The organism is Streptomyces ambofaciens ATCC 23877 (assembly GCF_001267885.1).
In the GTDB taxonomy this organism is placed as follows: Bacteria; Actinomycetota; Actinomycetes; order Streptomycetales; family Streptomycetaceae; genus Streptomyces; species Streptomyces ambofaciens.
Genome location: NZ_CP012382.1, coordinates 5,598,542 through 5,610,916, shown reverse-complemented (window position 1 = coordinate 5,610,916; position 12,375 = coordinate 5,598,542). Strand labels below are relative to the sequence as shown.

Here is a 12,375-nt window from a genome sequence, read left to right as displayed (position 1 = left end):
TCCACCGTCCGTCTATGATCCCTCGCGCTCTCTTCCCGGCTGGAGGTGGGCCAGGAAAACGAAAAACCTCTCGCGGGTGCGAGAGGTCTGCGCGCGGGTCGAGGACGACGGTGTCCACCCGTACCTGGTCGTACGCGGTGGTCACTGCGGACCGGCGCGCCTGCTGCCAATAATCATGGCGAACGAGAGCACGGAGGGAGTCTGGCACAGTTCGTCCCCCGGTTCACCGCCCGTCTCAGGATGCGGGCGGCGCCTGTCCGGCGAGCGGCCCGGGGCCGGACGTCAGACGTCCGCGAAGAGGGCGTCCGCCAGGAACTCCCGCACATGGCCGAGGACCTGCGTCCGGTCCGTTCCGCGCAGCCCGATCGCCACGTGGATGGCGAAACCGTCGAGGAGGGCACGCAGCCGGGAAGCGAAGCGGTCGGCGTCGACGGGGCGGAACTCGCCGCGCGAGACGCCCTCGGCGAGCAGCGCGACCAGGTCGCGGTGCCAGGCGCCCTCGATGGCGGCCTGCCGGTCGCGGGCGTCGCCGTCCGCGTTCTGCGAGCGGTTCCAGACCTCCAGCCACAGCGTCCAGTGCGGGTCGCGGTGGCCCTCGGGAACGTACAGGTCGACGTAGGCGTCGAGGCGTTCGCGGACCGTCCCGGGGCGGGTGAGCAGCCGGCCGCGTTCGACGCCGAGCCGGCCCTCGCTCCACTCCAGGGTGCGCAGCAGCAGTTCGTCCTTGGAGTGGAAGTAGTAGAGGAGGTGCCCGCTGCTCATGCCGACCTCGCGGCCGAGCGCCGCCATGGTGAGCTTCTCCAGGCCGCGCTCGGCGATCATCTCCATGGCGGCGGCGAGGACGTCCTCGCGCGGCGGGGCCTGCCTGCGCCCACCACCGGCCATGTCGCTGCTCCTAGACCCTCGGCTGCTGCTGCGTGATGCAGTGGATGCCTCCGCCACCCGCGAAGATCGTACGCGCGTCCACCAGGGTCACCGTCCGTCGCGGGTGGAGCCGGCGGAAGATGCCGGCCGCGATCTCGTCGCGCGGGTCGTCGAAGCCGCAGAGCACGACGCCCGAGTTGCACAGGTAGTGGTTGATGTAGGAGTAGTCGGCCCAGTGGCCGTCGGCCTCCAGGACGGTCGGGGCCGGCACCTCGACGACCTCCAGGCGGCGGCCCCGGGCGTCGGTGGCCGCGCGCAGGATGCCGATGGCCTCCCGGGTCACCTCGTGGTCGGGGTGGGCCGGGTCGGGCTGGTGGTGGGCGACGACGACGCCGGGGGCCGCGAAGGCGGCGACGATGTCGACGTGGCCGAGGGTGCCGAAGCCGTACGGAGGGTAGTCGGAGGTGAGTCCCCGCGGCAGCCAGACGGCTTTGCTGGTGCCGAGGCGGGCGTGGATCTCCGCCTCGACTCGCTCCCTCGTCCAGCCGGGGTTGCGCTCCGGGCCGAGCTGCACGGTCTCGGTGAGCAGCACGGTGCCCTCGCCGTCGACGTGGATGCCGCCGCCCTCGTTGACCAGCGGGGAGGTGTACGTCCGGGCGCCCGCGAGGTCGGCGACGTGCGCGCCGATCTTCGCGTCGTGCTCCCAGCGGGCCCAGTCCTGGGCGCCCCAGCCGTTGAAGGTCCAGTCGACGGCGCCCAGCTCCTTGCCGTCGGTGACGAAGGTGGGGCCGATGTCGCGCATCCAGGCGTCGTCGAGGTCGCGTTCGACCGTCTCGATCCCCTCGCCCAGCAGGGCGCGCGCCCCGGCCGACTGCCCCGGGCCGCACACCACCGTCACCGGCTCGAAGCGGCGCACCGCCCGGGCGACGGACGCCCAGGCGACGCGCGCGGCGGCCAGGTCCTCGGGGTCGTCGAAGGTGGGGTTGGGGCCGGGCCACGCCATCCAGGTGCGCTCGTGCGGGGCCCACTCGGGGGGCATGCGGAAGCCGTCGGCGGCGGGCGTGTTCATGTGGGGGTCCTTCGGGTCCGTCAGAGGAAGTACAGGCGGTTGAGGGAGACCGACTCGGCCGGTTCGGAGCGCAGCGGCTCGCCGTCGAGGGTGACCAGGCCGGTGCGCTGGTCGACGTCGACCTGCCCGGTACGGGAGTTCAGACGCAGGTCGGCCGGTCCGATGCCGCGGGTGCCGCGCACGGCGACCCGGCGGCGGCGGGTCGGCATGGTGTCGCCGCCCTGGTCGAGGGCGGCCTGCGCGACGAAGGCCACGGATATGTCGGCCGGCGTGGCGCCGTGCGCGCCGAACTGGGGGCCGAGGACGAGTGGTTCGCAGGTGTCGGTGGCCGCGTTCGGGTCGCCGACCACGCCGTACGCCGGGAAGCCCGACTTGAGGACGAGCTGCGGCTTGGCGCCGAAGTACTCCGGGCGCCACAGGACGATGTCGGCGAGCTTGCCGGGCTCGATGGAGCCGACCTCGTGGGCCAGGCCGTGCGCGATGGCCGGGTTGAGGGTGAGCTTGGCGATGTAGCGCAGGACGCGTTCGTTGTCGTGGCCGGCGTCGGGGGCGCCGAACTCGGCCTTCATCTTGCCGGCCATGGCGAAGGTGCGGCGGACCGTCTCGCCGGCCCGGCCCATGCCCTGCGCGTCCGAGGAGGTGATGCCGATGGCGCCCAGGTCGTGCAGCACGTCCTCGGCGCCCATGGTCCCGGCGCGGATGCGGTCGCGGGCCATGGCGGCGTCGCCCGGCAGGTCGGTCTTGAGGTCGTGGACGGAGACGATCATGCCGTAGTGCTCGGCGACCGCGTCCCGGCCGAAGGGCAGGGTGGGGTTGGTGGAGGAGCCGATGACGTTGGGGACGCCGGCCATCTTCAGCACGTTGGGGACGTGTCCGCCGCCGCAGCCCTCGATGTGGAAGGCGTGGATGGTGCGGCCCTCCAGGACGCGGAGGGTGTCCTCCACGGAGAGGCACTCGTTCAGGCCGTCGCTGTGCAGGGCGACCTGGACGTCGTGTTCCTCGGCGACGCGCAGGGCGGTGTCCAGGGCGCGGGTGTGGGCGCCCATGTCCTCGTGCACCTTGAAGCCGCTCGCGCCGCCCTCGGCCAGCGCCTCGATCAGCGGGGCCTCGTGGGAGGACGAACCCCGGCCGAGGAAGCCGATGTTGACCGGCCAGGCGTCGAACGCGCCGAAGGCGTGCTTCAGCGCCCAGGGCGAGTTGACGCCGACGCCCCACACCGGGCCGAACTCCTGCCCGATGATCGTCGTCACGCCGGACGCCAGCGACGCCTCCATGATGCGCGGGGAGAGCAGGTGGACGTGGGTGTCGACGGCGCCGGCGGTGGCGATGAGCCCCTCGCCGGAGACGATGGACGTGCCCGTGCCGACCACGACGTCGACGTCGTCCAGGGTGTCCGGGTTACCGGCCCGCCCGATGGCGTGGATGCGCCCCTCGCGGATGCCGATCGACACCTTCCGGATGCCCTGGGCCGCGTCGATCACGACGACGTTGCTGATGACGACGTCACAGGTCTCCCGGACGGTGGCGGCCTTGAGGTGCAGTCCGTCGCGGGCGGTCTTGCCGAAGCCGGCGAGGAACTCGTCGCCGTGGCGCTGGGCGTCGGACTCGACGCGGATCACCAGGCCCGAGTCGCCGAGGCGGAGGCGGTCGCCGGCACGGGGGCCGTGGGTGGCCGCGTAGGCGTGGGGGTCGATGTGGATCGACTCGCTGATCTCGCGTCCCTTCGAGCGGCTCATCGCCCGTCTCCTTCCGGTGCCCCCCGGGTGACTCCCAGGTATCCGCAGGCCGCTGCCCGGCGCAGGGCCTCCGCCTTCGCTCCCGGCGCGTCCAGCGGGCCGTCGACCAGACCGGCGAAGCCGATCGCGACGCGCCGCCCGCCGATGGGCACGAGACCGACCTCGGCGCTCTCCCCGGGACCGAAGCGCACCGACGAGCCCGCGGGGACGGCCAGGCGCATGCCGTAGGCCCGCTCGCGGTCGAAGTCCAGGCGGGGGTTGGCCTCGAAGAAGTGGAAGTGGGAGGTGACGGAGACGGGCACGCTCGCCGTGTTGGTCACCGGGATGCGCACCGCGGCCTCGGGCTCGGTGTGGTCGGGCCCCGGCAGCAGGGCTCCCGGGCCCGCCGGCCCGAGCGCCCCTCCCCCGATCGGGTCGGAGACCACCGCGAGCCGGGACCCGTCGTCGAAGACGGCCTCCACGTGCACCTCGGTGACCACGTCCGCGACTCCGGGCAGCACGTCGTCGGCGCCGAGTACGGACCGGGCGCGCTCGACGGCCTCGGCGAGGCGCGCGCCGTCCCGGGCGGCCTCGCACACGGTGTCCGCGATCAGCGCGGTCGCCTCCGGCACGTTCAGCCGGAGCCCGCGGGCCCGCCGGGACCGGGCCAGCTCGGCCGCCCCGAAGAGCAGCAGCCGGTCACGTTCCGTGGGGGTCAGTCTCACGACGCGGCACCTCCTTGCCTTTCACTCGTTAGAGCAACACTCTAAACGCCCAGTACATGCAACGGAACCGTTGACGCACACCGGAGTCGGGCGTCACATTGAACGTCGCTCTAACACTCAGGCGGCCGTCGAAGGAGACCAGCCATGCCGATAGAACAGCGCGGAGTCGACACCATCCCCGAGGAGGAACGGACCAGCGGGCCGCGGGACCTCGTCTCGATCCTGCTCGGTTCCAACCTGTGCCTCGGCGTGATCGTCTTCGGCTGGCTCCCGCCCTCCTTCGGCCTGGGCTGGTGGGCGTCGGTCAGCTCCGTGCTGGCGGGCACGGTCGTCGGCACCGTGTTCACCGCCCCGCTGGCCCTGGTCTCCCTGCGCACCGGCACCAACCTGTCGACGTCGTCGGGCGCCCAGTTCGGGGTGCGCGGACGACTGGTCGGCTCGGTGGTCGGCCTGCTCCTCGCCCTCGGCTACACGGCGCTGACCGTGTGGATCGGCGGCGACGTGATGACGGGCGTGCTCGGCCGGCTCTTCGGACTGCCGCAGGGCGGGGGCGCGTACGCCGTCGTCTACGGGCTGCTCGCCGCGGCCACCGTGGCGGGCGCGGTCTACGGCTACCGGGTGCTGCTCACGATGTCCAAGGTGCTGGCGTACGGCATGACCGCCCTGCTGGTGCTGGGCGTGATCGCCTACGCCCCCGGCTTCACCACCGCGGCGCTGCCGGAGGCGGGCGGGTACCTGCTGGGCGGGTTCTGGCCGACGTGGCTGCTCGCGGTCGTGGCCGCCGGGCTGTCCGGGCCGATCGCCTTCATCACGCTGCTCGGCGACTACACCCGCTACGTCTCCCCGGCCCGCTTCACCTCGCGCCGGGTGCTGCACGCGACCTGGCTGGGGCTGATGCTGGGCCTGCTGGTGCCGCAGCTCTTCGGCACCTTCACCTCGTACGCCGCCCGCGCCGCCCTGGACTACGCGGGGCCGCTGGTCGACGCCGCGCCCACCTGGTACCTGGTCCCGCTGCTGCTGGCCGCCTCCGCCGGGTCGGTCGGCAACGCGGGCCTGATGCTGTACTCCATGGGCCTGGACCTGGACGCCATCCTGCCGCGCGCCTCCCGGGCCCGGGCTACCTGTGCCGTCGCCGTCGTCGCCACCGCGTGCGTCTTCGCCGGGCACTACGCGTGGGACGCGCGGTCGGCGATGACGTCGTTCGTGCTGCTGCTGACGGCGATCGGCACCCCGTGGGCGGTGATCACGATGATCGGCTTCGTCCGCTGCGGCGGGGAGTACGACACCGACGCGCTCCAGGTCTTCAACCGCCGGGCCCGGGGCGGCGTCTACTGGTACCGCGCGGGCTGGAACGTCCCGGCCACGGTGGCCTGGGCCGCGGGCGCGCTCGTCGGCGTGCTGGCGGTGTCGCTGCCGTCGTACGAGGGCCCGCTGCTGTCGCTGACGGGCGGGGTGGACTGCAGCTTCCTGCTGTCGGGGCTGGTGGGCGGGGCGGTGTACCTGCTCGCCGTTCCGGGCACCGCCGCGGCGACGGCACCCGCGGCGGAGGTGGCGGGGCCCGCTTCCCGTCCGGCCGAGACGGGGAGCGGGCCCGCCTGAGGATTCCGGGTCCGCAAGCCGCCGGACCCGACCCGCTCAGGAACTCCGGGGCCGGAACCCGCAGCAGACCCGCTCCGGACTCCGGGCCCGAACCCGCAGCGGACCCTCCGGAACCGGAAGCCGCAGCGGACCCGCTCAAGGACTCCGGAGGCGTCGGCGCGGGCCGGCGCCGGTCCGGTGGCCTCAGGCCAGGCGGTGCATCCAGCCGTGCTTGTCCTCGGCGGTGCCCCGCTGGATGTCCAGCAGCGCGTTCCGCAGGCGCTGCGTGACCTCCCCGGTCTCGCCCCCGCTCTGCTGCCACTGCGCACCCGCGCGCTTGACGGTGCCGACCGGCGTGATCACGGCCGCCGTACCGCAGGCGAAGACCTCGGTGAGGGAGCCGTTCTCCGAGTCGCGCTGCCACTGCTCGACCGAGACGCGGCCCTCCTCGGCCTCGTAGCCCAGGTCGCGGGCGACGGTGAGCAGGGAGTCACGGGTGACGCCCTCCAGGATGGAGCCGGTGAGGGACGGGGTGACGATCTTGTCCCCGTACACGAAGTACAGGTTCATGCCGCCGAGTTCCTCGACCCACCGGTGCTCGACCGCGTCCAGGTAGCAGACCTGGTCGCAGCCCTTGGCGGCGGCCTCCGCCTGGGCGAGCAGGGACGCGGCGTAGTTGCCGCCGGTCTTGGCGTCGCCCATGCCGCCGGGGACGGCGCGGACGCGGTCCTCGGAGACCCAGATGGAGACGGGCTTGACGCCGCCCGGGAAGTAGGCGCCGGCCGGGGAGGCGATGACCAGGAACAGGTACTCGTTGGCCGGCTTGACGCCCAGGCCGACCTCGGTCGCGATCATGAAGGGGCGCAGGTAGAGGGACTCCTCACCGCCGTGCGCCGGGACCCACTTCTCGTCCTGCCGCACCAGCGCGTCGCACGCCTCGATGAAGGTCTCCACCGGCAGCTCCGGCATGCCCAGGCGGCGCGAGGAGGCCTGGAAGCGCTGGGCGTTCTTCTCCGGCCGGAAGGTGGCGACGGAGCCGTCGGGCCGGCGGTAGGCCTTCAGTCCCTCGAAGATCTCCTGCGCGTAGTGCAGGACCATGGTGGCCGGGTCCAGGGCGAGCGGGCCGTACGGGACGAGCTGTCCGTCGTGCCAGCCGCGGCCCTCGGTCCACTTGATCGTCACCATGTGGTCGGTGAAGTGGCGGCCGAACCCGGGGGCGGACAGGATCGCCGCGCGCTCGGCGTCGGAGAGCGGGGTGGCGGAGGGCTTGAGCTCGATCGTGGGCGTCGTCATGGGTTGATGTCCTTCACCGGTTTGATTGTGACGGGCCGCTGTCACGCCCGTACGGCCGGTGGCCGGTGCTAGGACGTCCGAGCATTCCCTCATGTCACGGCTTCGCGTTCGATTATCGCGCGCGAGTGGCGACGGGTGAAACGGGGTGAATGCGGCCCAGGGCTCGATGGTCGCACCTGGCGGACGCAGGAGAAAGCCGCCGGGTGCCTTGTTTCCGGACCCGGCGGCTTCGAAAGGGATTCGATCGAGTGGCGCGGCGGGTCAGCCGGCTACTCGTACGGCGAGCGCGTCACCGATCTCCGAGGTGGAGCGGGCGGGCTTGCCGCCGCGCTCGCCGAGGTCGGCGGAGACCGCTTCCTCGATGCGGGTCGCCTCGGCCTCGTGACCGAGGTGGCGCAGCAGCAGGGCGACGGACAGGACCGTGGCGGTGGGGTCGGCCTTGCCCTGGCCGGCGATGTCGGGCGCGGAACCGTGGACCGGCTCGAACATCGAGGGGAAGTCGCCCGAGGGGTTGATGTTCCCGCTCGCGGCGACGCCGATGCCGCCGGAGACGGCCGCGGCGAGGTCGGTGATGATGTCGCCGAAGAGGTTGTCGGTGACGATCACGTCGAAGCGGCCGGGGTCGGTGACGAGGTAGATCGTCGCGGCGTCGACGTGGATGTAGTCGGTGGTGACCTCGGGGTACTCCTCGGCCACCTTGTTGAAGACGTTCGTCCACAGGTGGCCCGCGAAGGTCAGCACGTTGTTCTTGTGGACCAGCGTGAGCTTCTTGCGGGGGCGGGCCTGGGCGCGGGCGAAGGCGTCGCGGACGACGCGCTCGACACCGAAGGCCGTGTTGACGGAGACCTCGGTGGCGACCTCGTGCTCGGTGCCCTTGCGGATGGTGCCGCCGTTGCCCGTGTACGGGCCCTCGGTGCCCTCGCGGACGACGACGAAGTCGATCTCCGGCTGGCCGGCGAGCGGGGTGGCGACACCCGGCAGGAGCTTGGAGGGCCGCAGGTTCACGTGGTGGTCGAAGGCGAAGCGGAGCTTGAGCAGGAAGCCGCGCTCCAGCACACCCGACGGCACCGAGGGGTCACCGATGGCGCCGAGGAGGATCGCGTCGTGGGCCTTGAGGGCGTCGAGGTCGGCGTCGGTGAGGGTCTCACCGGTGGCGTGGTAGCGCCGGGCGCCGAAGTCGAACTCCTTGGTCTCCAGCTTCACATCCTGCGGGAGGACGGCGGAGAGGACCTTGAGACCCTCGGCCACGACCTCCTGGCCGATGCCGTCACCGGGAATCACTGCGAGATTGAGGATGCGAGAGCTAGCCGACATGCGCAGCACCCTACTCTCCGTCCCACGGGATGACATGAGGTGTCCGGCATGCGGACACCCCGGCTGTCACCTCCGTGTCACGTCCGGCTCAGTGACCGGTGGAGCCGCCGTTGTCCCGACGGTCGAGGGCGCGCTGGAGGGCGGCCGCGGCGTTCTTGCGGTCGGAGTCGGCGGTACGGGAGAGGTGGCGGACTCGGCGGCGGACGGTGGTCTCGGCCATGGGAATCGACTCCTTCGGCACAGCACACGCGGGTGCACAGAAAAGGGGGGATCGCGAGAGGCCGGAAGGGGCGGGGAGCACGGTCCGCAGGGGTTGCCTGCACGGGGCCCGGCTCACGACCGCCATCCGCTCGATCGAGCGGGACGTTCGGCTCCTACAAAACTAAGGGAGCGCGGAGCGTCTGTCTCCACAATTACTCGGACTTCCTACTATCTGAGACGGTGGAGTGGGTCACACCCCTGCGACCTGCGGTGATGCCTACAGCACATCCCCGTCCCGCCAGTCGAAGAGCAGTCCGTGCGCCGGGTCCAGGACGCCGGCCAGGGCAGGCCGGACGTAGGTGCCGCCCTCCTCCTCCGGCAGGTGCACGGCACCGTCCGGGCCGAGGGCCGAGACCCGGCCGGACCACTGCCGCCAGCCCCGGCCGGTGTAGAGGCGGGCCCCCTCGTCGCTGGCGGAGAGCATCCCGGCGTCGTACGCCCGGTCGACGATCCGCTCCAGCTCGGCCATCACCCGCCCGCCGAGCCCGGTGCGGCGGACGTCGGGGCGGACGGCGACGGCCTCCACGTAGCCGACGCGCAGCCAGCGGTCGCGGTGCCGTACCCGGCGCATGACGACCGCGCCGTGCGCGGCGAGCCCGGCGTCGTCGAGGACGAGCGCGTGCATGCCGCCGAGGGCGTGCTCCCAGTCCTCCTCGGCGAAGTCGCCGTCGAAGGCGAGGTCCATGAGGGCACGGGCGGCGCGCAGTTCCCCGGGCGCGAGGTCGGCGGTGTGGGCGCTGCGCAGGGTGGGGCCGGGGGTGGCCGTTCGGCCGGGGACGGTCATGGGCTCAGTATCCGGCGCCCGGACACGCGGACGGGCCAGGTCCGGGGAGGACCTGGCCCGTGCGGCGCGGGGTGGGCGTCAGCCCATGTGCGGGTACGCGTAGTCGGTCGGGGCGACCAGCGTCTCCTTGATGGCGCGGGTCAGGGTCCAGCGCATCAGGTTCTGCGGGGCGCCGGCCTTGTCGTTGGTGCCGGAGGCGCGGCCACCGCCGAAGGGCTGCTGGCCGACCACGGCGCCGGTCGACTTGTCGTTGATGTAGAAGTTGCCGGCCGCGTAGCGCAGCTTCTCCATCGTGTACGCCGCCGCCGCGCGGTCGCCCGAGATGACCGAGCCGGTGAGGGCGTAGTCGGAGACCGACTCCATCTGGGTCAGCATCTCGTCGTACGCGTCGGCCTTGCTGTCGTCGTACACGTACACGGCGAGGAACGGGCCGAAGTACTCGGTGCGGAACACCTCGTTCTCCGGGTCGGTGCACTCGACGACGGTCGGGCGCACGAAGTAGCCGACCGAGTCGTCGTAGGAGCCGCCCGCGACGATCGTGCAGGTGTCGTCGGCCTTGGCGCGGTCGATGGCGGCCTTGTTCTTGGCGAAGGACCGCTCGTCGATGACGGCGCCCATGAAGTTCGACAGGTCGGTGACGTCACCCATGGTGAGGTAGTCGACCTCGGCGGCGAACTCCTCCTTGAAGCCGTCGTTCCAGATGGACGCCGGGATGTAGGCGCGGGAGGTGGCGCTGCACTTCTGGCCCTGGTACTCGAAGGCGCCGCGGGTCAGCGCGGTCTTGAGCACCGCGCGGTCGGCCGACGGGTGGGCGACCAGGAAGTCCTTGCCGCCGGTCTCGCCGACCAGCCGCGGGTAGGTGCGGTACTTCTCGATGTTGTTGCCGACCGTCTTCCACAGGTGCTGGAAGGTGGGGGTCGAACCGGTGAAGTGGATGCCCGCGAGGTCGCGGTGCTCCAGCGCCACCTCGGAGACCGCGATGCCGTCGCCGGTGACGAGGTTGATGACGCCCTTGGGCAGCCCGGCCTCCTCCAGCAGCTGCATGAGCAGCACGGCGGCGTGGGTCTGCGTCGGGGACGGCTTCCACACCACGACGTTGCCCATCAGGGCCGGGGCGGTGGGCAGGTTGGCCGCGATCGCGCTGAAGTTGAAGGGCGTGATCGCGTAGACGAAGCCCTCCAGCGGGCGGTGGTCCATGCGGTTCCACACGCCCGGCGAGTTGGCCGGCGGCTGCTCGGCCAGGATCTGGCGGGCGTAGTGGACGTTGAAGCGCCAGAAGTCGACCAGCTCGCAGGGGCTGTCGATCTCGGCCTGCTGGGCCGTCTTGGACTGGCCGAGCATGGTGGAGGCGGCGATGGTCTCGCGCCACGGGCCGGACAGCAGCTCGGCGGCGCGCAGGATGATCGCCGCGCGGTCGTCGAAGGACATCGCGCGCCACGCCGGGGCGGCGGCCAGGGCGGCGTCGATCGCGTCCTGGGCGTCCTGCTGGGTGGCGTTCGCGTACGTACCCAGGCGGGCCTTGTGGTTGTGCGGCTGCACGACGTCGAAGCGGTCGCCGCCGCCCATCCGCTTGACGCCGCCGATGGTGCAGGGCAGGTCGATCGGGTTGTCGGCCAGCTCGCGGAGCTTGGCCTCCAGACGGGCGCGCTCGGGCGAACCGGGGGCGTAGCCGTGCACCGGCTCGTTGACGGGGGTGGGGACCTGGGTCACAGCGTCCATGGGTTCCGTAACTCCTTGACTTCAGCGGGTTGTGCGAGCGGGTGCGGGCTCAGCCCTTGGTGACCATCGAGCGGGCGAAGAACCGGAGGTTGGCCGGCTTCTCCGCCAGACGGCGCATGAAGTAGCCGTACCAGTCGGTGCCGTAGGCGGTGTAGACGCGCATGCGGTGCCCCTCGGCGGCGAGCCGCAGGTGCTCGTCGCCGCGGATGCCGTAGAGCATCTGGAACTCGTACTCGTCGAGCTTGCGCCCGGCGGTACGGGCCAGTTCCTGGGCGATGGAGATCAGACGCGGGTCGTGGGACCCGATCATCGGGTAGCCCTCGCCCTCCATCAGGGTCCGCAGGATGCGCACGTAGGCCTTGTCGATCTCGTGGCGCTGCTGGTAGGCGACTTCGGCGGGCTCCTTGTAGGCGCCCTTCACCAACCGTACGCGAGAGCCGCTGTCGGCGAGCCGGCGCGCGTCGGCCTCGGTGCGGAAGAGGTAGGCCTGGATGACGCAGCCGGTCTGCGGGAAGTCCTTGCGCAGCTCGTCGTGGATCGCGAACATCGAGTCGAGGGTGGTGTGGTCCTCGGCGTCGAGGGTGACCGTGGTGCCGATCTCGGCGGCGGCCTCGACGACCGGGCGGACGTTCTTCTGGGCCAGCTCGTGCCCGCCGTCCAGCGCCTGGCCGAACATGGACAGCTTCACCGACATCTCGGCGCGGGTGCCGAGCTCCAGCGGCTTCAGCCGGTCGATCAGCTCCAGGTAGGCGTCGCGGGCGGCCTCGGCCTGCGCGGGGCTGGTGATGTCCTCGCCGACGACGTCCATCGTCAGTTCCAGGCCCTGGTCGGTGAGGTCCCGGACGATCGGAACGATCTCGTCGACCGTCTCGCCGGGGATGAACCGGTCGACGACCGGCTTGGTCACGGGCGCGGCCGAGACCAGACGACGCATCCGGTCGCTGCGCGACGCGGCGAGAATCACGGGACCCAGCACGGGGCACCTCCACTTACCGACCAACACGAGGCCGCCGCCCGACGAACGGGGGACGGCACGGAGAACCACCGTGAAAT

The 12,375-nt window shown here is 71.9% G+C and carries 11 protein-coding genes; 1 reads left to right on the top strand and 10 read right to left on the bottom strand.

What is annotated here, in order from left to right:
- Positions 1-282 precede the first annotated feature (282 nt).
- Genes SAM23877_RS25055 through ureA form a run of 4 tightly spaced genes read right to left on the bottom strand, consistent with a single transcriptional unit; the run spans position 283 to position 4,373 of the window.
- Positions 283-885 carry a TetR/AcrR family transcriptional regulator gene (locus SAM23877_RS25055; protein WP_053137529.1) on the bottom strand — a complete coding sequence of 201 codons (603 nt, stop codon included), beginning with the start codon at positions 883-885 and terminating at the stop codon, positions 283-285.
- A gap of 10 nt (positions 886-895) precedes the next feature.
- Positions 896-1,933 carry an agmatine deiminase family protein gene (locus SAM23877_RS25050; protein ID WP_053137526.1) on the bottom strand — a complete coding sequence of 346 codons (1,038 nt, stop codon included), beginning with the start codon at positions 1,931-1,933 and terminating at the stop codon, positions 896-898.
- A 20-nt stretch (positions 1,934-1,953) separates the two neighbouring features.
- Positions 1,954-3,669, bottom strand: a complete 1,716-nt coding sequence (locus SAM23877_RS25045; protein WP_053137523.1) for an urease subunit alpha — start codon at positions 3,667-3,669, stop codon at positions 1,954-1,956.
- Positions 3,666-4,373, bottom strand: a complete 708-nt coding sequence (ureA, locus tag SAM23877_RS25040) for an urease subunit gamma (protein WP_053137520.1) — start codon at positions 4,371-4,373, stop codon at positions 3,666-3,668. Before ureA ends, SAM23877_RS25045 begins: the two co-directional genes overlap by 4 nt.
- Before the next feature lie 144 nt (positions 4,374-4,517).
- On the opposite strand from ureA, the gene SAM23877_RS25035 reads away from it, so the two are divergent.
- On the top strand, positions 4,518-5,972 hold the full coding sequence (locus SAM23877_RS25035; RefSeq protein WP_053137517.1) for a cytosine permease: 1,455 nt from the start codon (positions 4,518-4,520) through the stop codon (positions 5,970-5,972).
- Positions 5,973-6,155: 183 nt separating this feature from the next.
- Here SAM23877_RS25035 and SAM23877_RS25030 read toward each other — a convergent pair whose 3' ends face one another.
- The 6 genes from SAM23877_RS25030 to SAM23877_RS25010 all read right to left on the bottom strand — a co-directional run bounded on the left by SAM23877_RS25030 (position 6,156) and on the right by SAM23877_RS25010 (position 12,298).
- Positions 6,156-7,244 carry a branched-chain amino acid aminotransferase gene (locus SAM23877_RS25030; protein WP_053137513.1) on the bottom strand — a complete coding sequence of 363 codons (1,089 nt, stop codon included), beginning with the start codon at positions 7,242-7,244 and terminating at the stop codon, positions 6,156-6,158.
- A 261-nt stretch (positions 7,245-7,505) separates the two neighbouring features.
- Positions 7,506-8,558, bottom strand: coding sequence for a 3-isopropylmalate dehydrogenase (locus tag SAM23877_RS25025; RefSeq protein WP_053142853.1), 1,053 nt, complete (start codon positions 8,556-8,558; stop codon positions 7,506-7,508).
- 88 nt (positions 8,559-8,646) lie between these two features.
- The gene (locus SAM23877_RS41810; RefSeq protein ID WP_079030417.1) at positions 8,647-8,778 is read right to left on the bottom strand and encodes a hypothetical protein; all 132 of its coding nucleotides are present in this window, start codon (positions 8,776-8,778) and stop codon (positions 8,647-8,649) included.
- Positions 8,779-9,036: 258 nt separating this feature from the next.
- Entirely contained in the window at positions 9,037-9,603 is a 567-nt protein-coding gene (locus SAM23877_RS25020) for a GNAT family N-acetyltransferase (RefSeq protein ID WP_053137509.1), read from the bottom strand.
- A gap of 78 nt (positions 9,604-9,681) precedes the next feature.
- Positions 9,682-11,322 carry an L-glutamate gamma-semialdehyde dehydrogenase gene (gene pruA, locus SAM23877_RS25015; RefSeq protein ID WP_053137506.1) on the bottom strand — a complete coding sequence of 547 codons (1,641 nt, stop codon included), beginning with the start codon at positions 11,320-11,322 and terminating at the stop codon, positions 9,682-9,684.
- Positions 11,323-11,371: 49 nt separating this feature from the next.
- Entirely contained in the window at positions 11,372-12,298 is a 927-nt protein-coding gene (locus SAM23877_RS25010) for a proline dehydrogenase family protein (RefSeq protein WP_053137503.1), read from the bottom strand.
- Positions 12,299-12,375: the final 77 nt, after the last annotated feature.

Bases quoted from the DNA above. Each gene is read 5' to 3' on its own strand.
- SAM23877_RS25055 (WP_053137529.1), bottom strand. From the start codon at position 885: ATGGCCGGTGGTGGGCGCAGGCAGGCCCCGCCGCGCGAGGACGTCCTC.
- SAM23877_RS25050 (WP_053137526.1), bottom strand. From the start codon at position 1,933: ATGAACACGCCCGCCGCCGACGGCTTCCGCATGCCCCCCGAGTGGGCC.
- SAM23877_RS25045 (WP_053137523.1), bottom strand. From the start codon at position 3,669: ATGAGCCGCTCGAAGGGACGCGAGATCAGCGAGTCGATCCACATCGAC.
- SAM23877_RS25035 (WP_053137517.1), top strand. From the start codon at position 4,518: ATGCCGATAGAACAGCGCGGAGTCGACACCATCCCCGAGGAGGAACGG.
- SAM23877_RS25030 (WP_053137513.1), bottom strand. From the start codon at position 7,244: ATGACGACGCCCACGATCGAGCTCAAGCCCTCCGCCACCCCGCTCTCC.
- SAM23877_RS25025 (WP_053142853.1), bottom strand. From the start codon at position 8,558: ATGTCGGCTAGCTCTCGCATCCTCAATCTCGCAGTGATTCCCGGTGAC.
- SAM23877_RS41810 (WP_079030417.1), bottom strand. From the start codon at position 8,778: ATGGCCGAGACCACCGTCCGCCGCCGAGTCCGCCACCTCTCCCGTACC.
- SAM23877_RS25020 (WP_053137509.1), bottom strand. From the start codon at position 9,603: ATGACCGTCCCCGGCCGAACGGCCACCCCCGGCCCCACCCTGCGCAGC.
- pruA (WP_053137506.1), bottom strand. From the start codon at position 11,322: ATGGACGCTGTGACCCAGGTCCCCACCCCCGTCAACGAGCCGGTGCAC.